Origin of the sequence: Microcoleus sp. B3-D7 (assembly GCF_036705305.1) — a bacterium.
Taxonomy (GTDB): Bacteria; Cyanobacteriota; Cyanobacteriia; order Cyanobacteriales; family Microcoleaceae; genus Microcoleus.
Genome location: NZ_JAUBUE010000005.1, coordinates 1 through 23396, shown reverse-complemented (window position 1 = coordinate 23396; position 23396 = coordinate 1). Strand labels below are relative to the sequence as shown.

Genomic DNA, 23396 nt, shown 5'->3' with positions numbered 1-23396 from the left:
CGGACTCCGATAAAATGTTTACGTTGAGCCAATCAGTGCCGTTTGTTTCATCTTCCGTTTTTTGTACGGACGCGGTTGAATGCGTCCGAGGCCCAAGTGCAAGTGACCAGTGCCGCCATTTCAACGGAATTCGACAAAAACACACATATTAGGAGGTTAATCCTGTGACAAAAAAAACTGTAGCAAATTTATCGGCATCGGACTTATCGGGCAAACGGGTATTGGTGCGGGCGGACTTTAACGTGCCGCTCGACAACGGCAATATCACCGATGATACTCGCATCCGGGCGGCTCTGCCGACAATTCAAGATTTAGCGTCCAAGGGCGCTAAGGTGATTTTGTGCAGCCACTTCGGCCGTCCCAAGGGTGTGACGGAGAAGTTGCGCTTGACTCCGGTTGCTGTGCGGCTGTCGGAATTGTTGGGCAAAGAGGTCAAAAAGACTGACGACTGCATCGGTGATGAAGTCGCTGCTACAGTCGCCGCGATGCAAGATGGCGATGTGCTGTTGTTAGAAAATGTCCGCTTCTACCCAGAGGAGGAGGCAAACGACCCCGAATTTGCTAAGAAGTTAGCTTCTGTGGCCGATTTGTATGTCAATGATGCTTTTGGTACGGCTCACCGGGCTCACGCTTCTACTGAGGGCGTTACTAAGTATCTGAGTCCTTCTGTGGCTGGGTTTTTGATGGAGAAGGAACTGCAATATCTCGGCAGTGCGATCGACAATCCTCAGCGTCCTTTAGCTGCTATAATCGGCGGTTCTAAGGTTTCCAGCAAGATTGGAGTCATTGAAAAACTGCTCGAAAAGTGCGACAAACTGCTGTTGGGCGGTGGCATGGTTTTCACCTTCTACAAAGCTCGCGGCTTGAACGTGGGCAAGTCTTTGGTGGAAGATGACAAGCTGGAACTGGCTAAGTCTTTGGAAGCTAAGGCAAAGGAACGGGGAGTTACTTTTCTGTTACCTACTGATGTGGTAGTTGCTGACAAGTTTGCTGCTGATGCTAACACTCAAACTGTCCCTGTTGAAAGCATCCCCGACGGTTGGATGGGTTTGGATATCGGCCCGGATTCAGTAAAAACTTTCCAAGAAGCTTTGGCCGATTGCAAAACTGTCATCTGGAACGGGCCGATGGGCGTGTTTGAGATGGAGAAGTTTGCTGTGGGAACTGAAGGTATCGCTCATTCTTTGGCTGGACTTACTAAAACTGGTACTACCACAATTATCGGTGGTGGTGACTCGGTGGCGGCTGTGGAACAGTTGAATTTAGGCGAACAAATGAGCCACATTTCTACTGGTGGCGGTGCTAGTTTGGAGCTGCTCGAAGGTAAGGAATTGCCTGGTGTTGCTGCTTTAGATGAAGCTTAATTAAGTTAAGTAGGGCGGGCTTTGCCCGCCTTGCTGTCAGCAGGTCTATATCCTTGGCTGCGAAGCATTTTTTTGAAGATTTACCGCAGAGGGCGCAGAGAACGCAGAGCAAGAGAAAAGAGAGAAGGATATCGGTTTAAAGTCTATAGTTTGCTAGTATAATTTGTTTGAAGTAGCAGTGAGGTTTGTTTGTGAAACTTAAACTCTTGGCAACTGTAACGGCAAGTTTAGCTTTGTTTGGGCTGGCAGCTCCCGTTAAGGCTCAAAATCCAGATCATGTTAGGCAATTGCTGGAAACTAAAGAGTGCGAGGGCTGTGACTTGAGAAATGCTGATTTGTTCAAGGCTAGCTTGTACAGAGCTAATTTAAGAGGAGCAGATTTAAGCGGAGCCAATCTCTATGAAGCTAATTTGCTAGAAGCGGATTTAAGTGATGCTAATTTGGCAAATGCTAACTTAGTTAATGCCGAGATGTATGGTGCTGAATTGAATGGGGCTAATCTGCGAAATGCGGATTTGTCTAATGCTTTTTTGGGGCGAGCGAATCTGACGAGTGCGGATTTGCGCGGTGCTAAGCTTTTTAATGCGAATCTGGGCGAAGCATATCTGCTGCAAGCTAATTTGTCGAATGCCGATTTGAGGCGTTCCCTGCTTTTTAGAGTTAATTTGAATCGTGCAAATTTAAGCGGAGCCGATATGTCTTTCGCCGATGTGCGCGATACTAATTTGCAGAATGCTATTTTGTCAAATACTAGGCTTCCTGGGGCTCAATTGACCGGGACAAATATTGATGCGGCCAATAACGTGCGGCAGGCTGATTTGGAACGTGCCAACTTGCGAGGTACGAATTTGGGGCCAGGGGTTTGCGTGATAAATAATTTTCCTTATTGTGTTTTGAATGTGGAATAATCTGCTTGCTGAGTGCGTCAGCCTCCATTTTTTTGCAGCTACGGGAGTTTTTGATTCCGACCAAAAACGGATACAAGCCCGCGACTTAAGTCGTGGAAAGATCAAAATTTTAGACTAAAGTTTTAGCTCCCCAATGAATCTGTGGAGTAAATCTAAAATCTAAAATCTAAAATCTAAAATCTAAAATCGGCTGACTCGCTGGCTGGCTGGCGCACCCTAAGTTGAGATACGAGCTAAGTTTGAGGTGGTTTGTATCCTCTTTCTAGGGCAAATCTCACAAGCTGGGCACGATTTTCTAACTGTAATTTACTGAAAATACTGCCTAAATGAGCTTGCACAGTCCGGGGGCTAATAAACAGCCGATCGCTAATTTGTTTGTTAGTATAACCCTGGATAACCTCCCAAAAAACTCTTTCCTCGGCTGGTGTTAAAGGCAAAGGTGCAGGTGCTGGCAATACTGCAACAAATTGTGGTTCCACCGCCCTACCGCTAGAAGTTTGAAGCAGTCGGACAATTTCGGCGTGAATGCGGTGAGAGCGCTCTAACTGCGCTTTTACCTTAGCTAAAATTTCTTCAGACTGAAAAGGTTTTACCAGATAATCGTCACCGCCGATCGAATGACCTTCAACTTTTGACTCCAACTCGCCTTGACCCGACAAAAATATAAAGGGGACTAACTGTCCCAAACGGGTAGTTCGCAAACGGCGACAAAACTCAAACCCGTCCATTTCCGGCATCATGACATCTGAAATTACCAAATCTGGGGGGGCATTTTCAAACATCGAGAGCGCCTCAATCCCTGAATTAGCGCATTCCACCCGATATCCTTGACTTTCCAGGTACATTGCTAAGACTGTTTGACAGTCTGCTTCGTCGTCCACCACTAATATTCTTTCCATGACAGGCTTGCACCAATTCCAGTTGGACAGTTCTTGAAACTGCCAGTCCCAAAGTAGGAACTTAATTGAGTTTACCTCCTGTAACTTGATCAAGGCTCGCAATTTCAACACGCCACACTTTCTCAAATAGTCCAATTAGGGGAGCCTAGCGCATAAAAGGGGAAGCAGTAGAGCAATATGGGGAACAATCTCCTTCTTGGATTCGCCTATCATCAAAAGCTACAACTTTTTACGAGCAAGCGTCAACTTTTATGCAGAAAATAGAAGGTAAAAGAAATAATTTTACCCTATCAAACAGAAATCTTAGTGAAACTTACACTATTCCTAGACCCGACATTGAAAGGTTTTTAGATTTTTCTGGTTCGGACACAGGTACAAAAGGGACAACGCGACCAGGTGCTGCTGCTGGGGGCGGCCCGAACAAACTCGGGGCGGCAACCAACATACTTTCAATTATCGGTGCGGGTTCGGGGCGACTGAACAGATAGCCCTGCATGATATCGCAGTCATGTTCTTTCAAAAAATCTAGTTCTGCTTCTGTTTCCACTCCCTCTGCAATTACAGTCATATTCAAACTGTGACCCAGTAAAATTACTGCTGTAGTAATAGCAGCATTTTGAGTATCTTCGCTGGCATTACGGACAAAAATTCGATCGATCTTTAAACTGTCAAAAGCAAATTGCTTAAGATATCCTAAAGTAGCGTAACCGGTGCCGAAGTCGTCAATAGCAATCCGAATTCCTAGAGCTTTAAGTTCGTTTAAAGTAGCGCCTGCTACAGTCGCATTTTCCACCAAAGCGCTTTCGGTCATTTCTAATTCTAAATTAGCAGGCTCCAAGCCTGTAGTTTCCAGTATTTGGACGATTCGCGCCTTGAGTTCCGGGTCGGACAACTGCCGGGCCGACAAGTTTACTGATATTGTAAAGGGCGAAAAGCCTGCAGCCAGCCAACTAGCGGCTTGAGCACAAGCTGAAAGCAGTACCCACTCGCCAATCTGAATAATTAAACCGGTTTCTTCTGCTAAGGGAATAAATTCGCAGGGAGAAATTATACCTCGATCGGGATTTTGCCAGCGCACTAAAGCTTCAGCGCCGATAACTTTGCCGGTAGCAATATTCACCTGTGGCTGATAGTATACCTGAAACTCACCTTGTGCCAAAGCGTGGCGCAGCAAAGCTTCGAGAGCAAACTTTTCAGGAGAGAGAGTCGTAACCTTGGTCGAGTCATTAACTAAATCTTTGAGTCTGGCTTCTGCTTGGTGAAGCGCGACTGTTAGCGGTTGAGTAATAGTTTGCCGTTTCAAGACGCGAGAAGCAATGGCTCCCAGCAATTCACCCTTGGTAAACGGTTTTGTCAGGTAATCGTCTGCCCCCAAATCCATCCCCCGACGAAAATCGGTTTTGTCACTTTGAGCTGTGAGGAAAATAAAAGGAATTGTTGCAGCTAGCGAGTTTTGCCGCAGAGTCCGCAACACGTCATAACCGTCGAGTTCCGGCATCTGCACGTCGCACAAAATTAAATCCGGTATCTCCGAAAGTGCCATCTGCACCCCAGCTCGACCGTTTTCAGCCGCAATAACCCGGTAGCTGTGAGATTCCAGGAGTTGCAGAAGAGTTTCCCGGATTAATTCGTCGTCTTCAATCACCAAAATTTTGAGCATGATACTTAGATAACAGATGGCACTATATATCTGAACCTGACTAACTCTAGCATACTCAAACTAGGGAATTAGTAACTGGGCCAATTAGCCAATAAATGATTAGCCAAATGGCTGAATATTTCCCCTCGGTTCTGAAGTCACAATCAAAGAACTGCCCAAATTGGGAAGATTTCGATCTCTTTCAAGAGCAGGAAACTGCTGCGCCCGACTCGTTTGATAAACTTTTATTACAAAATACCCAATATTTTATATAAAAAAAATAGCCAACAGTTTCAGTGCGCCGGCGGAAATTACTCAGGCTATCACCTATATGATGTCCGGTTAATTGTTCATAATTAGTCCGTGTTTGTACTGAAAAATAGAGTTTTCTCTCAAGGTATGAATCAGGATGCAGCGTCCTGATTCATCCAAAAAAAGATACTTGCTTTCAGACAACTGTCGTGGAGAGATCAAAATTTTAGATTAAGGTTCAATCTCCCAGATTCATCTGTGAAGTAAATCTAACATCTAAAATCGACTAACGGAGAACTTAATTATGGTTCTGTAACCCGAAATCCTATTATGCGCTGCCTTAATTCACAGGCTTAGTGGAATTCGCGCAAAACTTTTCATCTACAATTGCAGAATTGATAGTGACAGCGTGCATGGATGATGACGGAATTATCAGGTCTTGCGGAACTACCACGGTCTTTTTACAAACCAGCTCGCTACTGCCTACAGAGGCAAAGTTCCAAGCATAAAATTCGGGAGTGCTGACTGTCGCATTGGCCGGATGTAAACCTAGTGCAGTCACTAATACTAATCCAAAAGTCACTAAAGCTACGATCGCGAATCTCAGCATATTCTTTGTTTGAACCCGACAACTTATCTGATTGGTATTACCTTATTATTGCCTGGGTGGATAGAGAGCGTCAATAGCAGTTATTCCGCCGTCAGGTTCAACTCGTAAGCGATCGGCTCAGATGCTTGAGAAACTACCACGAATTCATAATAACCAGCATCATCCAGCAATCCAGACCAACTAAGCCCCTCTGCATCTTCCAGCAAAGCTCGCGCGCCCTTTGTCCGCCCCGGAGTATAAATTGACAGTAGAGTAGATTTGCGCGGTGCTTGCAAATTCACGCGCAAAGTTTGATTTTGAGCGAACCTGGCAATGTAAGCTTTCCCTTCTCCGGGTTTGAGATTGCCTGTGAGGCGTTTGCTCTTCGATAGGCGGTCAAATTCAACGCTTTCGAGAGTTGCTCCAGCTTGTAAGGCTTCGAGTTCGTCGGCGGTAATTGCTTGCCAAATTTGTCCGATCGGCAAACCAATGATATTGCGATCGCGCGGCTGTTCTGGAAACCAATAAAAGAACCTAGCATCAGCCAAATCGTACAAAGCCCGACTGCTCAAATTCAGCTTGTTAACCTCAGTTTTCCAGCGATCGATATCAGTGGTGTCGTAACTGCCCAATCGCGCTCTAGCGTCGCTGCTGAGATTTTCCAGCTTGTCGAGCAACTCGTCGCCGATTTTCTGCCACCTTTCGCGCCACTGGCGATCTTCCTCGCCTTCTTTTAACAATCGTCCCCCCAATTCCGGGTATTTGGCATAGAAAGTCTCGTCCACAAGGTTGACGTAACCGTTATAGAATCGATCGTCAATTTTGAGCTTGACAAAGCGATCTTGCAAAGCATCTTCTTGCTGCTGCTTCGGGTTTGGAGGCTGGGGAACTTTCTGTACTTTTGATTGCAGATTTAACAAAGAATTGCCCGCAAACCAGCCAACTCCCCCCATAGTTGAGAGCACCGCCACCACGAACAAAACCATTTTCCAAGCAGGCATTTTTTGCTGATTGCCAATAGCAGCAATTCGCACCGGAGTTCCCGGCAGTTTTGGCGTGGGAGCGGGCACGGGTATAGGCGAGAGATCCGGCGGCTGCGTGAGCCCAAAATCCGGGGCTGGCGGCAAAGGTGGCTGTAAAGGCGGATTGCCGGAAAGAGCAAGCATTACCTCGCGAGCCGAGGAGTAACGCTGGCTCGGCTGCTGAGCAAGCATTTTATCCAGCACCAGGGACAAATTCGGAGACAGAGAACATTCCGCCCGCCAGTTCCAATTCAGCGTTTGGCTGTCGAGCAACTGATGCGGTTCCTTCCCCGTCAGCAACACTAAAACCGTGGCCGCCAGAGCGTACAAATCGCTGTGGGGAGAGACAATGCCCATCTGCATCTGCTCGACGGGAGCGTAGCCGAGCTTGCCGATGCGAGTCGCGGGGCCGGGAGTGCCGTTAGCCTCAGCGAAAAGAGACTCTACGGTGGCGGCGACTTGTTTTACTCCGCCGAAGTCGATTAGCACCGGCATCCCGTCAGAACTCCGCAGAATCAGGTTGTCCGGGGAGATGTCGCGGTGAAGCACTCCTAGAGAGTGAATGTATTCGAGCACGGGCAAAATCTGCAGCAGCAGTTGATTGATTTCTGCCTCTATAAACCGCAAACCCTGACGCTTGCGGGCGTCGAGCAGAAAGCGGTAACTTTGACCGGGCACGTAGTCTTGGACTAGAAATAGGTAGCCTCGATCGCTGATACTGACGCGGAAGAGTTCGCGAAAGCGGGGGATTTGATTGTGTTGCAGCTTGTAGAGCACTCCCGCTTCCCGCTCGAACAGTTCCTCGGATTTTTGTAAAGCGTAACTTCCATGTACTTGGGGCGCAAATTCTTTTAAAACGCAGGGTTCGTTAAATCGGTGGGCATCTTCAGCGAGGTAGGTGCGCCCGAAGCCTCCGTGTCCCAATTCGCGGACGATGCGGTAGTGGTTGTTGAGAGTTATGCCGGGGTAGATGGGATTGTTCATTGGAACTTGCTGCGTCGGATTTTCACGCTTGACTGAGACTAGGAGTTTTGGGCGATCGCTGAATTAATCTTGACATAGTGTGTCAGTGTTTATTAGTCGATCGGCAGCTTGGCTATCCCCTGTGGTTATTGTGAAAACAGCGGTTTTGTGCTATGGAAGTTTATCTACTGCGACATATTTTCGATCGACCTCAAAGTGTGTTCAAATTTTTAGTGTCCAGCCCAATGTGCGATCGGGTCGCGCCGCGCTACTAATGGAATCTTGAGCGATCGGGGTGCAAAATACGCATTTTAAGGAGCAAATCATGCAGCCAGAACAGCGTCAGAGAGCAATTGGGGCGTTTGAAGAGTTTTTGAGGGCGCCGCTTGAGGAACGATTGCAACACCAGCAGAATCGAGTTGCCGAATCCGGGGCGATCGCGCTTTTTCAAAAAGTCGCGGCCACAGTACCAGCTTACCAGACTTTCCTAGCTGCACTTAACATCAATCCCGCTTCTATTCAAACCTTTGAAGACTTCCAAAAATTGCCGCTAATTACCAAAGAGAATTATTTACGCTGTCACCCGCTACCTCAGTTGTGTTACGAGGGGAAATTAGAAAGTTGCGATTTCATTGCTGTTTCATCTGGTTCGACAGGAAACCCGACATTTTGGCCGCGTTTTATCAGTGACGAGTTGCAAATTGCTGCTCGTTTTGAACAAATATTTCGCGACAGTTTTTACGCCGACAATCGCTCAACTTTAGCTGTCATTTGCTTTGCGTTGGGAACTTGGGTAGGCGGAATGTACACGGCAAATTGCTGCCGCTATCTAGCGAGTAAGGGCTATCCAGTTACAGTTGTGACGCCTGGGAATAATAAGACTGAAATATTCCGAGTTGTGCAGGAACTTGGGGAGCATTTTGAGCAAGTAGTTTTGTTGGGATATCCGCCATTTATCAAGGATGTGATTGATAGCGGAATTGCGGGGGGTGTGGAGTGGCAAAAATACCGAATTAAGATGGTTTTTGCGGGAGAAGTGTTTAGCGAAGAATGGCGGAGTTTGGTGAGCGATCGCACTAATTCTGACAATCTATATTACAACTCTGCGAGCCTTTACGGTACTGCGGATGCCGGCGTTTTGGGCAACGAGACACCGCTGAGCATTTGCATCCGCCGCTTTTTAGCAAAGAAGCCGGAAGCAGCACGCAATTTATTCGGGGAATCGCGGTTGCCAACGCTGGTGCAGTACGATCCCAAAAGTCGCTTTTTTGAAGTGAATAATGACGGCACGCTGTTATTTTCTGGCGACAACGGCATCCCGCTAATACGCTATCACATCTCCGATAACGGCGGTTTAATTTGTTACGAAGCAATGCTCAATTTTTTGGCTGAATGGGGGTTTAACCCTGTGGCACGTTTGCAGCAAGAAGCAGGTATGAAAGTTTCTGATTTCCCCAGAGGAATTCGCTGCTTGCCCTTTGTCTATGTATTCGGGCGATCGCACTTTACCGTTTCCTACTTCGGTGCCAACATTTACCCGGAAAATGTCACCGTAGGTTTAGAAGTTCCCACCATTCGGGAATGGGTGACTGGAAAATTTGTGCTGCAAGTCAAGGAAAATGCGGATCAAAATCGGTTTTTATCGGTGGTTGTGGAATTAGCAGCGGGGGTGGATGGCGACGAGGAGATGCAGCAGGCGATCGCATCTTCAATTCTCGCGCAATTGCGGCGGCTAAACAGCGAATTTGCTAATTACGTTCCGCCAGAATATCAGTTACCTGTGGTGACATTAACTGCGATGGGCGATGCGGAGTATTTTCCGATTGGGGTGAAGCACCGATACACGCGGCAGTAAAGCGTGTTTTTGTGAGTAGGGGCTGGACTAAATTGTATCGGGATCAATATTTAATTCTCGCAGTTTCGCGGCCAGGCGATCGGCTCGTTGAGCCTCCCTTTCTGCAACCTCTTCAGGAGTAGGGACCAGCTCTCCTTCTGCTGTAAAGAAACGCAATTTTCCGCCACAAATTCCGAGACTCAAATCGAGCTGCTGACTCCGCAGATGCCCGGATTCATTCGGTGCGATTGGTTCATATTCCCCGTCAACTAAATGAAACCCAGCTAATTCTAAAGTTTCTGGGTCAAACCAAAAGTAGTCGTGAGTGCGAAAAGTATCTTGATAGAGTTGTCTTTTAAAATTTTTGTCTATATCCGCTGTTTTGGGAGACAGGATTTCAACGATAATATTGGGGTACTTTCCCTCTTCTTCCCAAACTACCCAGCTTTTACGAGTTTTTCGTTCTGTTCCGAGTACCACAAAAAAGTCTGGCCCTCGGAAGTCTTTCGATTTGAGTTGCTTGGGACTGTAATAAATGGTGAGGTTTCCAGCAGCATAAAAATTGTTTCTATCTCGCCACAGCCATTCTAGACAGTTGAGGAGTAGGATTATTTGTCGGAGATGCAGTTCTGTTTCCACGGGAGGTTCGTCACTGTATAAATCGCCGGGCGGAAAGATAAAGTTTTCCGGTATTTCTTGTTCTAGTATCTCTTGGGTAGTAGCTAATTCTGCAGTTGCGGACATGGCTGCTTGGTGAGGAGTAAGAGGTTGTGTGTCTATTTTAGCAAGCTTTTCATATCTCTGCCGAGGACGATTCTGAAAGCCCGATCGCGCTTTTTGCCGAAACACGCGATCGAACACCGAATAATTAGTTTTTAACTATTAGCAACTACGCTTTTATTGACCGTCAGTTTGTCTGAGAGCCTCCAGAATTTCCGGCCGTTTCATGCGCGCGTAGCCCCGCACTTTCCTGTCTTTTCCGATCGCCTTCAACCGCCTCAGCGAAAGACTTTCGTAGTCTTCCTCTGGGGACGGGGACGAAAACGGCAACTCCAACTGCAACTGCGGTAACTGAGGTTTCTGCTGTGCTTTCGACTGCTTCTTCGGCTGCGTTTTTGGCTGCTTCTTCGGCTGTGCCTCGGGCTGTCTTTCTGAGTGAGTCCCTGCGGCTCCCAGTTGGCGGCGGAGCGTTTCAATTTGATTTTTCAGGTCATTTTCTACGTCTTCAATGGCGTCAAAAACAAACTGATTAATTGTTTGGACTGTGCGTTCTAATTTGATTGACAGCAGTTTTTCCAGTTCATCCAACTGTCTCAAAGCACCTTCAAGATTTACCTCAGAAATAACAGCCGATGTTGGCGGACGGTTGCTGCTCGATTGTTCAATTTTTTTAGCCATTTTATCTACCTTTTCCTGAAATACTTTTTCCACTTGTTCGAGCAAATGCTTAATCTGTTCTATTTGGTTACGCTCAAAGTTCTGCTCAGTTAGAGCTTTTACGTGCTTTTTTAGCAAGTCTTCATTTTTTTTAACAGATTGTTCTATTTGTTTTGTTAGACTATCTACCTTTTTTTGAAATGATAGCTCAAATTGTTGCAGTAGAGTCTCAATTTGTGCTGTTTTAGGAGTCGGTTGCGGAGCTAAATGTTCCATTTCTGCTTGAGCAACAGCTACCTCGTCGTCGGTCATTTCAAATACCCACGCCCACATTTGCTCGGTGCCGAGTTCTTTAGCAACAATACACCAATCTGAGCCGCAGACCACTTCATATTCTTCTTCGTTGCTGTAAGCTTCGGTAGGGCGTACAATTAAAGGAATTAAGTTGCTGCCTTGCTCGATCAGACTTCTCCTGAGAGCTTCGCGGCGTTCGCGAGGAATTTCGCCCCGATGAGGCTCTGGTATGGCAATTTGGGAAGTGTAAATCTGAGTGTGACTAATTGGCTTAATCCGCAAATATTCAACTATTTGGTTTTGATCGGACGATCGATCCATCTTGTTACAAGTCCCCTTTTGTCATGAAAATCTGATGTGTAGGTATTTATGTATGTTTGCACTTTACAGCCGGCGTTTTAAGGGATGCAGGACTAACCCAAGAACTCAAATTGTAAGGTGCGAGACAAACACCTTACCCCGACTTTGGTAAGTTAAAGGGTTTCTTGGCCTGAGTCTTCCAAGTCTGCGATCGAACTCAGTTATCTGGAGGAGATATGGCGTTGCTGCTGTACCTGTGCGAGGGGCTGTGCGGTGACAACCCGGGCGATGGCGTCGCGCCCCGCAAGCTACGGCAAAAGTTACTGCAATTCCTAAAAAAAGCGACTGTGAAGAGTTTAACTGCCTACGGGACACCAATGATCCACTGCTTTACTCATCTTTACTTATTTTGGCGTCTGGGCAATCGGGCTGGCGTTGCGAGTTGCGATCGCAATTGCGATTTATACGAAAGCCAGCTTTAATATCCCTTTATTCTTTAGTCTCCAGCGAGAGGGACGGAAGTTCGTGTAGGATGGGTTTCAACCGCCGAGTCATATCGGGTTTTTCAAATTTTGTCGGGCGGGCTTTGAGCGCCCCAAAAATGCAATTGAGATGGCTGAAAGCTTATAAATATTTTTGCCACTTGTCAATAAGCTTAATCATTGTTTTCTCGCCTAACCCTTTACCTTTCATGCGTTCCAACACATTTTCAAAAGATGCAAACTGCTCCAAATCTCGCTCTTTAATGATTTGTTCTATTGTTTGAGCTTTTATGCCAGCATTTTTCAAATTTGTAGCCAATTTGAATTTATCTTGAGTGTTGAGTGCTTCCAACAGCGGAACAGGTTTGGGAATCCGACTTTCAACATCTTTAACCCTCTCTATCAGCGCCTGTTTTTCCTGCGTATACTCAGCTTTCAATTCATTAATTCTGTTTTCCAATCGAGTTTCAATATTTGTCAGCCGCTGTTCAAAGCTGGAGGACTGTTGGGGAACCTCACTTACACTTTTATTCTCAGTGCTTGCGGTTTTTCTGAGAATTTTAAGTTGTTCCAGTAGAAGCTCTTCATTTTCTTCTTCCAGGATAAATGCTCCGATTGTCTCGCCTTTTTGAGGTTCTATTTCCTTTGCTCTCGCCGCCGCATAGTATTCAAAGTCTCCGTCTACTATTTCGTAAGCGTCCATACCGTTTCGGCGGACAATTATTGGGTTAATCAATCCTCCTGACTCTAAAATCAATCTCGCTAATTTCTCCAAATCAGCCTCGGCAAAATTTGAACGGGGTACTGCGGATGTAATTTTTTTAACTGCAACCAGTGACGGAGATAATTTTTTCATTAGTTTTTACCTATTTTTTCCAAAACTTCTATTGCTAGCATTTCAAATTCTTGGGAGGCGATGGAATCAGGCTTAAAGTCTAGCACTGAAATCGGATCGGCGATTTCCATATTTCCCACGATTTGAAATTGTTCTGCACACTTTGCTAAATCGTCTCTCTCGTAAATTACGCTGTCCATGATTTCAAAGCCGTAGCGTTTGGGAATTGCCTCCCTCCGCTTGGGCAAACTGTACTGTACAAATTTACTATTTGTTGAGATTTTGCAAGAGAGTACGCCTAAAACTTCTAGAGGTTTCTTGCGGATTTGTTTTTTGAATACGTTGACTTTTTTAATAAAATCCTTGACATTAATCAGTCCTTGATTGGCAAAAGGTTTTAAGTCAGAAGGAATAATTAAATAATCCGCCGCAATTAGGGCAACTCTAGCATAAAAATTCAAAGATGGCGGCGTATCGATCAGTACAATATCATATTTATCCTGTACTTCTTCTAGTTTATTAATTAAAATCATTCGGCTGAAATCTAGTTGATTGAGTTCCGTTTCATATTGCATTAAATCAATGTGGGAAGGAATCACATCTATTTCGGGATGGCAAAAATTAGACTTGCGAGCTACTTGTGCAATCGAGAAAAAGTCTTCTGATTGCAAAACTTGAAGAATATTATTATCTTTCAAATCGTCTTGTTCTTCATCTTCAAATTTTACTAAACCCGTCGCAAAGGTTGTATTAGCCTGACTGTCTAAGTCGATTACCAAGACTCTCTTACCTTTCTTGCTCAGCGCAGCAGCTAAATTGACTACTGTTGTAGTTTTGCCAACGCCGCCTTTATTGTGGTAAACTGCAATAATTTTCATACTATTTTGGATTTTTGGGGGAACGGTTACATCGGATTTAACTTTAGGCTTAACTGAATAATTTTCAGGTATTTGTTCCGGTTCTGAGATTTGACTTGGCTCAGGTTCTGCGGTGGCGGGATTTTTGGGCTGTACTGGGACTTCGCTAATTAACTCAGGACTAACCAAATTAATTTTACTATCTTCCAGTTCGAGATTATCGGGGTTTTTTATAAAATTTAAACTATCTCTGCCAATTAAAGCGATAATTTCATCAATTCTATTTTCAATGTCTTTTCCAGCACACTTAAAGACTAGCTGAATATCCTCGGAGACTCTTTGGTAAATTCTAATTTCTTTACCGTTAGTTATGAGTCCGTAGCGGATGCTCAAACTTGTTAAATAGCGATGGAGTTTTCGCAGGTGGCGGTCTAAATTTTCTTTCGGATGTTTAGCCTCCATAACTACACTCATCGGCGAGTCTGCATCGACAACTATGGGGATAACTTGGGTGGCAAATGAGAGGAAGTCTAGACGAATATTCCCAAATGCGATTTCTTGGTGCCAAGTGTCGGGCGTATAACCTAACTTTGGTAGCAGATAGCTGACAATGAGTTTGCTTTCTACTTCGCTTTCGTTGCGGCAGTTATTGGGATTGAAAGTCATTCGATTTTAGATTTTAGATTTTAGATGGGGAATGACTGATTTAATAATGGTACGGATTGTGATATTGACAGTAGGGCTCGCATTCCGCCCCTTACAAAGGCTATGGATTGTAATATCGAAAAACCCGGTTGTGTTTGACAAACCGGGTTTTTTGGGGATTAATCACGCTTCAAAACTACTTTGTTTGAGCGTTAAATTCCTGCAATGTCTGATAGCCGCCAGCCGGATCGTATAGGTGACAGTTGTCGGCAATCCGCTTCATTAAAGACCAAGAAAATTCTGTTTCGTACAGATGATCTTGCCAATTTTCCTTTAAGCTGCTGTGGGCGAGGCGCAAATTGTACCAGGGAATAGCAGTTGAAAGGTGGTGGGGAACGTGCACGTTAATGTCGTGGCACAGAAACTCTACCCAGCGGGGATAATCGCAGTGAACAGTTCCCGATAGTTGCGCTTGGGCTTCGTTCCATTCTTCGGGTTCTTTAAATGAAATGTCTGGTGCTGTGTGGTGGACGATCGTAAAAGTGCTCATCCAGAAATGGTAAACCAGCCAGGGCATCAACCAAAATTTGACAAATCCCCAAATGCCTGTGGTTGCAATTAAAATCGGGAATCCGATCGCAGCACCGATTAAAACTACAAAAACTGAAAACCGCACTTGTTCTTGTTTCTGTTGTCCTTTGAACCGCCACCACATAAAGTGCACTTTTGCCCAGTGGGCGATCGAGCCGATCCACCACATCCGACCGAAAATTAAACTATAAGCTATTTGTAAAGCCTTGGGAGCAGCAGCGTAGTCTTCTGCTGTCATCGGTTGCCAAGCATTATCTTCGCCAATTTTATTGGTGTGCTTGTGGTGATAATTGTGTCCGTGCCGCCATGCGTGAAACGGATAAATTAACGGCAGAAATGCGATATGTCCGACTAAATCGTTTACCCAGCGGCGGTTAGCAAATGACCGATGACCGCAGTCGTGACCGATCACAAAAAAACCGGTTAATCCGGTTCCTGTGAAAATCCACATTAGGGGTAGTAGAAACCAAGGAGAGACTGCTATGCCCCAGTAACCGACAGCAACTAAAAGAACGTTGACGATTACTTTTGTCCAAGCTTTGCGGGGGTTTTTGGCGAATACTTCCCGCGGCAGGGTTTTGAGAATATCTTTCAGGCGCAGGTTGGAAGTGTCACTTGCGGATGTCAAATTTAGTGGTTTTTCGATCGATGCTGTCATAAACTGATTTCGATTCTCCGTATGCCATGAGGATGGCTTAACAAATTAGCGCAATAAAAAAGCGCCGTAAAATGTCAGCTCGTTGCCAGCAAGCAGCAGACGAGTTGAGCTGTAGGCAAGCGCGTTTTAGCAAAAGCTAGCGATCGCTATCCGCAGTTAGGAATTTCTAGCACTTTTGGCAAAAAACACTGCGGGTAGCAAAACATTCGTTTTTATAACACAGGGCCAGGACAATTAGCATTAGCGACTGTTGTCAGCTAATTGCTGTTCCTGCCAGAAATGGGGTCGATCTCCCGCAAGCCAGCGATCGAGCGCTGTTTGAGGCTTTGCACTTCCAGCAGCAAGGATTCGATTTCCGCTTGCAAGTGCAGGAACTTAACTTGCTGATCGGCTTGGTAGGGGCACTTCACTGAATTTACTTTGCGGGCAAAACTGGTCGATAGCGTAGAAGAACTAGCCATTTCGGGATTGCTCGCGGTAACTTGAGGCCGGGAAAGAGTCGATGAATTATTTGACATTAGTAATTGGGTAGACATATCTACACATTCACACCATTAAGTTACTTTAACCTGAACCGATCGTATTAAACATCAAATTAACCGATCGAGCTAAAATTAGTGTAAATTCTTCGGCCATTGCCTAAAACCATTGACACCGTGACCCTGATTCTACCTGCTACTGACTCTGCTGCTAACTCTGCTGCCCGCGCCGCCGAGCCGAAACGCTACGGCTGGCCCGGCTTGATCGAAGCTTATCGCCCCTACCTGCCGGTGACGGAAACCACGCCGGTAGTGACCCTCCAAGAAGGCAATACTCCCCTGATTCCAGCACCTGCGATCGCCTCTCTCATTGGTCGAGACGTGCGCGTCCTGGTGAAATACGACGGACTCAACCCCACTGGTAGTTTCAAAGACCGGGGGATGACAATGGCGATTTCCAAGGCAAAGGAAGCTGGTGCCAAAGCAGTAATTTGCGCCAGTACCGGTAATACTTCGGCCGCCGCCGCCGCCTACGCCCGACGCGGGGGGATGCGAGCTTTCGTGTTGATTCCCGAGGGTTACGTGGCTTTGGGCAAGCTGGCGCAAGCTTTGCTTTACGGTGCGGAAGTCATTTCGATTGGCGGAAATTTCGATCGAGCCTTAGAAATTGTCCGCGAAATGGCTGTTAACTACCCCGTGACCTTGGTAAATTCGGTGAATCCTTACCGCTTGGAAGGTCAGAAAACCGGAGCTTTTGAAGTGGTGGACGCTTTAGGCGACGCCCCCGACTGGCTGTGCATTCCCGTGGGAAATGCGGGAAATATCACAGCATACTGGATGGGTTTTTGTCAATACCATCAAGCCAAAAAATGTTCGCGCCTGCCGCAGATGATGGGATTTCAAGCCGCCGGGGCTGCACCGTTGGTGACGGGAGAACCCGTGGCGCACCCGGACACCCTGGCGACGGCAATTCGGATTGGGAATCCGGCTAGCTGGAAACAGGCGATCGCAGCTTCCGAAGCCAGCCGCGGCAGTTTTGCCGCAGTCACCGACGCCGAAATTCTCGACGCTTACCGTTTGTTAGCATCACAGGAAGGGATTTTCTGCGAACCGGCGAGTGCAGCTTCTGTGGCCGGTTTGCTGAAGGTGAAAGACCAAGTTCCGACTGGGGCGACGGTAGTTTGCGTGTTGACTGGTAACGGTTTGAAAGACCCGGATACGGCAATTAATCACAGCAACAATCTGTTTAAAAGCGGCATTGCTCCGACTTTGGATGCAGTAGCTGGAGCGATGGGATTTTAAAAGAAGGAAGAGGGAACAGGGAAGAAGGAAAACTCTTTGTCATCTTCTCTCTCTTCTCTTCCTCTGCGTCCTCTGCGGTTAGTTAAAAAAATTCTTAATTCATCACCAGGAGCAAACAGAATGGTTCAATCACCTGCCAAACTTCTAAGTGTTGATGAATTTATTGCCAACTTGGGCGACAGCGAGCGTTACGAACTAATCGATGGTGAATTAACCGAGATGGAACCAACGGGGCCGCACGAACAAGTATCCGCCTTCCTCGGGCGAAAACTCAATGTAGAAATCGATCGTGTGGATCTACCCTACTTTATTCCCCCTCGCTGTCTCATCAAACTATTAGGAACAGCAACAGCGTTTCGCCCCGACGTACTTGTAGTAGATCGAACTCAACTAATTAATGAACCTTTGTGGCAACAAGAACCTGTAATTACATCGGGAAACTCAATTAAACTAATCGCTGAAGTCGTCAGCACCAATTGGCAGAACGACTACGCGCGCAAAGTTGAAGATTACGCACTGCTGGGAGTGCCTGAGTATTGGATTGTGGATTATCTGGGCATTGGCGGCAGAGAATATATTGGCAAACCCAAACAGCCGACAATTACGATTTGTATGCTGCGAGAAGATGAGTATCAAAAACAGTTGTTTCAAAAGAGCGATCGACTGATTTCTTCACTCTTCCCCGACTTGCAGTTAACCGCACAACAAATCTTCGGAGCAAGCAGTATTTTAAATTCCTGATTACCAAACGGCGGTAGTTCGAGTAACAGTAAGCTGCGTAGTGTACACCCTACAGAATAACTTCAAAGAGCTTATATGGTGCGGAGCATCAATAAAACTTTAGCGATTATACAATGACCAAGCCTACTGCAACCCTTTTAATTGCCTGTCCCGATCGCAAAGGACTCGTAGCCTTACTTGCCAATTTTATCGCCTCCCACAACGGCAATATCATTCACGCGGATCACCATACAGATTTTACCGCCGGATTATTTCTAAGCAGGCTAGAATGGCAATTAGACGGTTTTGACTTAAGCCCCGAACAAATAACACCTGCTTTTAGTGAAATTGCCAAGGACTTAGAAGCCAATTGGCAATTGCATTTCTCCCAAAAAATTCGACGCATCGCAATCTGGGTAAGCCGTCAAGATCACTGTTTATTAGATTTGATTTGGCGACAGCGAGCGCAAGAAATCAGAGGTGAAATTCCCCTCATTATCAGCAACCATGAAAATTTAAAACCCATTGCCGCACAATACGGTATCGACTTTGAGTATATTCCCATTACTAAAGACAATAAAGCTATTCAAGAAGCACAACAGTTAGAACTTCTTAAAAAATATAAAATTGATTTAGTAGTTTTGGCTAAATATATGCAAATTTTGAGTCAAGACTTTATCAGAAAATTTCCCAATGTGATTAATATTCACCATTCATTTTTACCCGCGTTTGTGGGTGCAAATCCCTACGAAAGGGCTTATGAAAGAGGTGTAAAAATTATCGGTGCAACAGCCCACTATGTTACACCCGATTTAGATGCGGGTCCGATTATCGAACAAGATGTTGTGCGCGTCAGTCACCGCGATGAAGTGTCGGATTTGGTTCGCAAAGGTAAAGATTTAGAAAGGGTTGTTTTAGCAAGGGCGGTGCGATATCATTTACAAAATCGTGTTTTAGTTTACGGCAATCGGACTGTGGTTTTTGCTTGAAAATTAGGCATGATATCCATCGGGTTTGTTACTCCTTTAATCGCTCGGCAAGTGATATCAATTCCGGTTGCACGAGCCAAGTGCAGCGAATCCCAAAGTTTGCTCAACTTGACATTTTTCATGACTTGGGATGCGGTTAAGATTGTCCATTGCCGTCTTGTTGCGATCGCCCAAGGGCCTGTTTTCCGAAAGAGTCGCCAATACGGCGAGGTTTCGGAACTTTACTTTTACCAGCGGGCCATCCTTCGCGCTGCTGGGAGCGATCGCCATCGGTTTCTTCGGTTTGGTCGTGAAACAAAATTTGTCGCGTGGGATAAGGCAAATCGATGCCGTTTTCCACAAGCTTTTTTTTAACAGCACAAATTACCTTGTCGCGCGATCGCATATCGTCAATTCGGCGCGGCGGAGCAATCCACCACCGAACACGGATCTTGACGGTACTTTCTGCTAGCTCAAGCACCAGCACATCGGGTGCAGGATCTTTCAACACCTCCTTTACGCTGTACAATGCTTCCAGCATTAACTGCTTGGCGCAATCAATATCGTCGCCGTAACCAATACTAAAATCGTATTCCGTGCGGCGTTTATCGAAAGCGGTATTCACTGTCACCGAATTCGTAAACAATTCGGCATTTGGAATGACAATCCGGCGACCATCATAGGTTAGGATTGTTGTAGCGCGGGTCTCAATATTTTCTACCGTTCCCTCAAAGTTTTTAAACACAATCTGGTCATCGATTCGGAACGGTTCCGTCAACAGAATTAGGATACCGGCTAAGAAGTTTTGCAAGATATCGCGAAAGGCAAAACCAATCGCCACCCCGCTAATTCCCAGCAGTTGCACCAAATCGCCAGCTTTTAATGTGGGAATTACAATCGAAAGAGAAATAAATAGACCAACTAGAACGATCGCACTCTGGGCTAACCGTCCTAACACCAGCCCCAAATTTCGAGCTTGGTGGTGGTGGCGGGTAACTCGCCTGACCACTCTCTTAATTTGTCTACCCACAAAGTAAAAAATTGCAAAGACAATTAACGCCAGCACAATATTAGGCAGCATGATCATAAAGCTGTCGATCATGCTCTGAATCTTTTTCCAGACTATGGATATCTCTGCCTTCATGAAGTTTCCTCGCGGATCAGTCGTTGTCGATAGTAGTAAAATTTAGCTCAATTAAGTTCTATCTAAAGACTGTAGATGGGTACGACGCGAGGCCAATGTTTTGGCAGTTTTCAAAATTTTGAATGCAGATTATCTGTTGGGTTCTAGTACAGTTACATCGATTAGTAAACCCTCTGTAGGTGCGGAATAATCCAGAAGCCGATGAATTAATGCCGCTTAATTTCAGGAAAAACAAAAACAAGGAATCGCTGACTAAATCCCACCTGCCGATGGTAATCGCCATGCCGACACTTCCTGAATTTTTAACTTTTAATTCCCAAAGGGCGGTAAATCGAGTAACTGATTTTTAGAAGGTGGAAGCTGGGCGGGATTTTTGCTTGGGGCGGAAGTTTGGCGGATTTCCAGAGCAGTTTCGCCAGGATTTGCAGTGCGAGTAGGTACTATCTCCAAAGAATATACTGTCTCGGTTTTTGCAGGAGCGGGATTTTGGGCTTTCGTGAGCAAGTCAACAGCATCTCCGAGGGCGCTAGTTAAATTTTTGCTAGTTTCGGCGTGACGGGCTTCTTCTTGTTTGAGGGCTTGAGTGAGTTGTTTAACTTGTTCGATCGCCCGATCGCGCTCTTCGAGAACTTCTGCTAACTTAGCTTTAAGTTCGCCTACTGTTTGCAGTTGTGCGATTTCCTGCTGGCGAGCAACCCCAGCATCATCGCCTTCGGGCACAATGGGGGAAAAATTTTGTAACTGCTCTATTTGTGCTTCCAGAGAAGCGATGATTTGTTGAGTTAATTTAGCATCATTCCGCCGCTGCTCGGCTTCGGTATTGTAGAGTTGGCGCCACTGAGCCGCACTTTCACCGGCCTCATCTCGATCGCGCGAAACTTCTGTTAACTGCTGTTGCAGCCGCTTGATTTCATCTAACCACTGTCTGACATCTTGAGCCATATTGATTTTAGATTTTAGATTTTAGATTTTAGATTTTAAATTAGCAATGGCTTAATTAAGTAACGCTCCTTATTTACAGTTGCGCGATCGTCCTGCATCCATTTTCCCTTTTCTAGTTTCCCCTCTCCTGTGCGCTATGAACATTTTTTACTGGTTGCGGTACCTGATTTTAGCTTTGTTTAAGGCGCTTTTAAGCTTGCTTCGAGCTCTCAAACGGAAATTTTGGGGTTTTTGGCTGTTTTGTCGGTGTTTGACTTGGGGCACGCTCAAGGAAGTCGGCGCGAAGGCAGGAGAACAGCGCTTGCCGGGGCTATCTGCGGAAATGGCCTACAATTCTATGCTGGCGCTGTTTCCGGGGCTGTTGGCTATTTTATCTGCGATCGCCCTCTTTGAACCTTTGCAGTCAACACTTTATCAAATCGCCCGTCTTTTGGGCGAAATTATACCCGATGACGTGCGGAAGTTGATTGGTGGCTTAATCAAAGAAATTCTGTTAACTCGCAGTAAAGGGCTGTTTTCGGTGAGCTTTCTTGGGGCGATTTGGGCATTTTCTGGAGTAATGAGCGCGGCGATGGCTGCACTCGATCGCATCCATGAAACCCCGATCGCTCGAACTCGACCATTTTGGAAAGCAAAACTTATTTCTCTGGCGCTGAGTGTCGGCACAATTATACTATTGATTCTGGCATCGGGAGTAGTATTTGTCAGCGACTTAATTGTACAAGCTATTGCCCGCCAGAGTTGCCTGCTGGAGTCCGTCGCCAATTGCGATTTAAAAGATGTCCAAAATTGCTTGCTCCTCGCCGGCAATTGCCCTTTAGAGTCGCAACTGTTAGGTGCTTGGCGGCTGTGGAGGTGGCCGATTTCTTTGGGAATTGTATCACTGGCTTTTGCATTTATTTACCGCTACGGGCCTAGTCGCCGTCAACCAGATATTCCTATTGTATCAGGAGCTGTTTTTGCTGCTATTTTGTGGGCGCTATTTTCAGCTTTATTTCGGTTTTATGTTTTGCATTTGGGCAATTACACTTGGACTTACGGCACAATCGGAAGTTTTATTGTGCTGCTGCTGTGGCTGGATATTTCTTCTTTGGTAATGCTGATAGGCGCTCAGTTGAATGTGACGGTGGGAAAGGCTATAAAACAATCAAAATTAAAATAATTTGTTAATTTTGAATTGTTAATTGTTATTTGCCGGATGCTGTCTTACCTACGGAGTACAGTGCTGAGGATGCCCGCAACAAAAGACAGAAAAATCAGTATCCAAATGACACCACCGGGAATGAATGTCAAGAGGCCAACACCTCTGAGAATCCAAACTAGGAGGGTGAGGCCCAGGATGGTCAAAAAGATGCGGGTAGATAGTCGCATTTGAAATCTAGGAGAATTAGTCATGTTGAATGTTAAAGTTTTGTCTGGATCAATGATAGCTGCTTTGCTGGCGATCGGCAGTTACCTCACCTTAATTTCCACTCCCGGTTCCACTGTTGCGCTGAGGGCTACAAATGTGCTGGGAGGAGCGGCAAATGCTGCTCAAAAAACACCTTCTGCCAGTTTAACAATTTCCGATCGCACAATTGGAGCGGCGAAGGTGGGGATGACTTTCGGAGGATTGAAAAAGGCTCTGGGTTCCACAGCGCAGTTTAAAGTTCAGTCTCCTTTTATGGTAGACTTTGATGCTGTGGCTGTCAGCCAGTCGGGAAAAGTGCAATATCGGATTATCTACGCTGCTGGTACAAAGCTAAAAGATACCGATGTCATTGAACTTTTGATGACTGAAAATGCTAATTATAAAACAGTTCAGGGCGTCGGGCCGGGAATGACTTTGAAACAAGCAGAGGCAATTTACGGTAAGGCTACTTTATCTTATAACGTAGATAATGAAATGAGAGAAGGGGTTGTATTTGCCAAGCAACCAACTAGAAACATTATGTTTGTTCCCAAGGCTGAAGGGAAACAATTTGCGGGAGTTTATGGCGCTGGTCAAGGGGGATTTTATCAGACTAATAAGTATCAGCCGAATGCTGTGATTCGCTCTGTGATGGTGCGAAAGTAGCCTTCAGATAATTCCCAGAAACCGGGTTTCTTCCGAGATATCTCGCCACCCAACCTAAATCATCCGAGAAACCCGGTTTCTTAGCCTAAAATTAAGGATTACCTGTAGTTACGTCCAAATACTCTTGATTGTCAAGATAAGTTTTAATATTCTCCAGTAGGGTGCATCTCAGTTTTGCAAATCCCTGAAAAAATAGCTAAAATGAAAAAGCTAGTAAAACCGTAAAAAAAACGATGAGGCGAAAATGACACCCGAAGATAAACAGCAGCTAAAAGC

The 23396-nt window shown here is 45.7% G+C and carries 21 protein-coding genes; 9 read left to right on the top strand and 12 right to left on the bottom strand.

The genetic code is table 11. The features are described 5' to 3' along the window. The first annotated feature begins 164 nt into the window (after window positions 1–164). Window positions 165–1364, top strand: coding sequence for a phosphoglycerate kinase (locus QUB25_RS05635; protein WP_333182324.1), 1200 nt, complete (start codon window positions 165–167; stop codon window positions 1362–1364). Between the two features lie 191 nt (window positions 1365–1555). Continuing rightward, window positions 1556–2272 carry a pentapeptide repeat-containing protein gene (locus QUB25_RS05630; RefSeq protein WP_333060644.1) on the top strand — a complete coding sequence of 239 codons (717 nt, stop codon included), beginning with the start codon at window positions 1556–1558 and terminating at the stop codon, window positions 2270–2272. A 233-nt stretch (window positions 2273–2505) separates the two neighbouring features. On the opposite strand, the gene QUB25_RS05625 is transcribed toward QUB25_RS05630, so the two are convergent. The 4 genes from QUB25_RS05625 to QUB25_RS05610 form a co-directional block, all read right to left on the bottom strand. Beyond that, window positions 2506–3171, bottom strand: a complete 666-nt coding sequence (locus QUB25_RS05625) for a response regulator (protein WP_333182323.1) — start codon at window positions 3169–3171, stop codon at window positions 2506–2508. A gap of 313 nt (window positions 3172–3484) precedes the next feature. After that, window positions 3485–4831, bottom strand: a complete 1347-nt coding sequence (locus tag QUB25_RS05620) for an EAL domain-containing response regulator (protein WP_333182322.1) — start codon at window positions 4829–4831, stop codon at window positions 3485–3487. Window positions 4832–5402: 571 nt separating this feature from the next. Then, a complete protein-coding gene (locus tag QUB25_RS05615) occupies window positions 5403–5672 on the bottom strand; it encodes a hypothetical protein (protein ID WP_190662916.1) in 270 nt (89 codons plus the stop codon). Between the two features lie 80 nt (window positions 5673–5752). Then, on the bottom strand, window positions 5753–7657 hold the full coding sequence (locus QUB25_RS05610; protein WP_333182321.1) for a serine/threonine-protein kinase: 1905 nt from the start codon (window positions 7655–7657) through the stop codon (window positions 5753–5755). Window positions 7658–7961: 304 nt separating this feature from the next. Here QUB25_RS05610 and QUB25_RS05605 point away from each other — a divergent pair, with 304 nt between their 5' ends. Further along, window positions 7962–9491, top strand: a complete 1530-nt coding sequence (locus QUB25_RS05605; RefSeq protein WP_333182320.1) for a phenylacetate--CoA ligase family protein — start codon at window positions 7962–7964, stop codon at window positions 9489–9491. Between the two features lie 27 nt (window positions 9492–9518). On the opposite strand, the gene QUB25_RS05600 is transcribed toward QUB25_RS05605, so the two are convergent. Both QUB25_RS05600 and QUB25_RS05595 read right to left on the bottom strand, forming a co-directional pair. Further along, entirely contained in the window at window positions 9519–10214 is a 696-nt protein-coding gene (locus QUB25_RS05600) for a Uma2 family endonuclease (RefSeq protein ID WP_333182319.1), read from the bottom strand. 153 nt (window positions 10215–10367) lie between these two features. Further along, a complete protein-coding gene (locus QUB25_RS05595) occupies window positions 10368–11462 on the bottom strand; it encodes a Rho termination factor (modular protein) (RefSeq protein WP_333182318.1) in 1095 nt (364 codons plus the stop codon). Between the two features lie 215 nt (window positions 11463–11677). Here QUB25_RS05595 and QUB25_RS05590 point away from each other — a divergent pair, with 215 nt between their 5' ends. Continuing rightward, on the top strand, window positions 11678–11923 hold the full coding sequence (locus QUB25_RS05590) for a hypothetical protein (RefSeq protein WP_333182317.1): 246 nt from the start codon (window positions 11678–11680) through the stop codon (window positions 11921–11923). A gap of 142 nt (window positions 11924–12065) precedes the next feature. Here the strand turns inward: QUB25_RS05590 and QUB25_RS05585 are convergent, their stop codons facing one another. From QUB25_RS05585 to QUB25_RS05570, 4 genes are all read right to left on the bottom strand, one after another. After that, window positions 12066–12779 carry a ParB N-terminal domain-containing protein gene (locus QUB25_RS05585; RefSeq protein WP_333182316.1) on the bottom strand — a complete coding sequence of 238 codons (714 nt, stop codon included), beginning with the start codon at window positions 12777–12779 and terminating at the stop codon, window positions 12066–12068. Then, on the bottom strand, window positions 12779–14281 hold the full coding sequence (locus tag QUB25_RS05580; protein WP_333182315.1) for an AAA family ATPase: 1503 nt from the start codon (window positions 14279–14281) through the stop codon (window positions 12779–12781). The genes QUB25_RS05585 and QUB25_RS05580 overlap by 1 nt, the downstream gene beginning before the upstream one ends. A gap of 175 nt (window positions 14282–14456) precedes the next feature. Continuing rightward, the gene (locus tag QUB25_RS05575) at window positions 14457–15509 is read right to left on the bottom strand and encodes a fatty acid desaturase (protein ID WP_333064902.1); all 1053 of its coding nucleotides are present in this window, start codon (window positions 15507–15509) and stop codon (window positions 14457–14459) included. A 257-nt stretch (window positions 15510–15766) separates the two neighbouring features. Then, the gene (locus tag QUB25_RS05570) at window positions 15767–16045 is read right to left on the bottom strand and encodes a hypothetical protein (RefSeq protein ID WP_333037450.1); all 279 of its coding nucleotides are present in this window, start codon (window positions 16043–16045) and stop codon (window positions 15767–15769) included. Between the two features lie 120 nt (window positions 16046–16165). On the opposite strand from QUB25_RS05570, the gene thrC reads away from it, so the two are divergent. From thrC to purU, 3 genes are all read left to right on the top strand, one after another. After that, window positions 16166–17290 carry a threonine synthase gene (gene thrC / locus QUB25_RS05565; protein WP_333433757.1) on the top strand — a complete coding sequence of 375 codons (1125 nt, stop codon included), beginning with the start codon at window positions 16166–16168 and terminating at the stop codon, window positions 17288–17290. 120 nt (window positions 17291–17410) lie between these two features. Continuing rightward, entirely contained in the window at window positions 17411–18031 is a 621-nt protein-coding gene (locus QUB25_RS05560) for a Uma2 family endonuclease (protein ID WP_333182314.1), read from the top strand. Between the two features lie 113 nt (window positions 18032–18144). Continuing rightward, window positions 18145–18999 carry a formyltetrahydrofolate deformylase gene (gene purU, locus QUB25_RS05555; protein ID WP_333182313.1) on the top strand — a complete coding sequence of 285 codons (855 nt, stop codon included), beginning with the start codon at window positions 18145–18147 and terminating at the stop codon, window positions 18997–18999. A 136-nt stretch (window positions 19000–19135) separates the two neighbouring features. Here purU and QUB25_RS05550 read toward each other — a convergent pair whose 3' ends face one another. Both QUB25_RS05550 and QUB25_RS05545 read right to left on the bottom strand, forming a co-directional pair. Beyond that, a complete protein-coding gene (locus QUB25_RS05550) occupies window positions 19136–20122 on the bottom strand; it encodes a mechanosensitive ion channel family protein (RefSeq protein WP_333093774.1) in 987 nt (328 codons plus the stop codon). A gap of 309 nt (window positions 20123–20431) precedes the next feature. Continuing rightward, window positions 20432–21064 (bottom strand): hypothetical protein, encoded by a 633-nt coding sequence (locus tag QUB25_RS05545; RefSeq protein WP_333182312.1) that lies wholly within the window; start codon window positions 21062–21064, stop codon window positions 20432–20434. A 136-nt stretch (window positions 21065–21200) separates the two neighbouring features. On the opposite strand from QUB25_RS05545, the gene QUB25_RS05540 reads away from it, so the two are divergent. Beyond that, on the top strand, window positions 21201–22226 hold the full coding sequence (locus tag QUB25_RS05540; RefSeq protein WP_333182311.1) for a YihY/virulence factor BrkB family protein: 1026 nt from the start codon (window positions 21201–21203) through the stop codon (window positions 22224–22226). A gap of 231 nt (window positions 22227–22457) precedes the next feature. Then, window positions 22458–23120, top strand: a complete 663-nt coding sequence (locus tag QUB25_RS05535; protein ID WP_333072875.1) for a hypothetical protein — start codon at window positions 22458–22460, stop codon at window positions 23118–23120. Window positions 23121–23396: the final 276 nt, after the last annotated feature.

What these genes read in the sequence shown, in the direction of transcription:
- QUB25_RS05625 (WP_333182323.1), bottom strand. Translation starts at nt 3,171, where the DNA reads ATGGAAAGAATATTAGTGGTGGACGACGAAGCAGACTGTCAAACAGTC.
- QUB25_RS05620 (WP_333182322.1), bottom strand. Translation starts at nt 4,831, where the DNA reads ATGCTCAAAATTTTGGTGATTGAAGACGACGAATTAATCCGGGAAACT.
- QUB25_RS05615 (WP_190662916.1), bottom strand. Translation starts at nt 5,672, where the DNA reads ATGCTGAGATTCGCGATCGTAGCTTTAGTGACTTTTGGATTAGTATTA.
- QUB25_RS05610 (WP_333182321.1), bottom strand. Translation starts at nt 7,657, where the DNA reads ATGAACAATCCCATCTACCCCGGCATAACTCTCAACAACCACTACCGC.
- QUB25_RS05605 (WP_333182320.1), top strand. Translation starts at nt 7,962, where the DNA reads ATGCAGCCAGAACAGCGTCAGAGAGCAATTGGGGCGTTTGAAGAGTTT.
- QUB25_RS05600 (WP_333182319.1), bottom strand. Translation starts at nt 10,214, where the DNA reads ATGTCCGCAACTGCAGAATTAGCTACTACCCAAGAGATACTAGAACAA.
- QUB25_RS05595 (WP_333182318.1), bottom strand. Translation starts at nt 11,462, where the DNA reads ATGGATCGATCGTCCGATCAAAACCAAATAGTTGAATATTTGCGGATT.
- QUB25_RS05590 (WP_333182317.1), top strand. Translation starts at nt 11,678, where the DNA reads ATGGCGTTGCTGCTGTACCTGTGCGAGGGGCTGTGCGGTGACAACCCG.
- QUB25_RS05585 (WP_333182316.1), bottom strand. Translation starts at nt 12,779, where the DNA reads ATGAAAAAATTATCTCCGTCACTGGTTGCAGTTAAAAAAATTACATCC.
- QUB25_RS05580 (WP_333182315.1), bottom strand. Translation starts at nt 14,281, where the DNA reads ATGACTTTCAATCCCAATAACTGCCGCAACGAAAGCGAAGTAGAAAGC.
- QUB25_RS05575 (WP_333064902.1), bottom strand. Translation starts at nt 15,509, where the DNA reads ATGACAGCATCGATCGAAAAACCACTAAATTTGACATCCGCAAGTGAC.
- QUB25_RS05570 (WP_333037450.1), bottom strand. Translation starts at nt 16,045, where the DNA reads ATGTCTACCCAATTACTAATGTCAAATAATTCATCGACTCTTTCCCGG.
- QUB25_RS05560 (WP_333182314.1), top strand. Translation starts at nt 17,411, where the DNA reads ATGGTTCAATCACCTGCCAAACTTCTAAGTGTTGATGAATTTATTGCC.
- purU (WP_333182313.1), top strand. Translation starts at nt 18,145, where the DNA reads ATGACCAAGCCTACTGCAACCCTTTTAATTGCCTGTCCCGATCGCAAA.
- QUB25_RS05550 (WP_333093774.1), bottom strand. Translation starts at nt 20,122, where the DNA reads ATGAAGGCAGAGATATCCATAGTCTGGAAAAAGATTCAGAGCATGATC.
- QUB25_RS05545 (WP_333182312.1), bottom strand. Translation starts at nt 21,064, where the DNA reads ATGGCTCAAGATGTCAGACAGTGGTTAGATGAAATCAAGCGGCTGCAA.
- QUB25_RS05540 (WP_333182311.1), top strand. Translation starts at nt 21,201, where the DNA reads ATGAACATTTTTTACTGGTTGCGGTACCTGATTTTAGCTTTGTTTAAG.
- QUB25_RS05535 (WP_333072875.1), top strand. Translation starts at nt 22,458, where the DNA reads ATGTTGAATGTTAAAGTTTTGTCTGGATCAATGATAGCTGCTTTGCTG.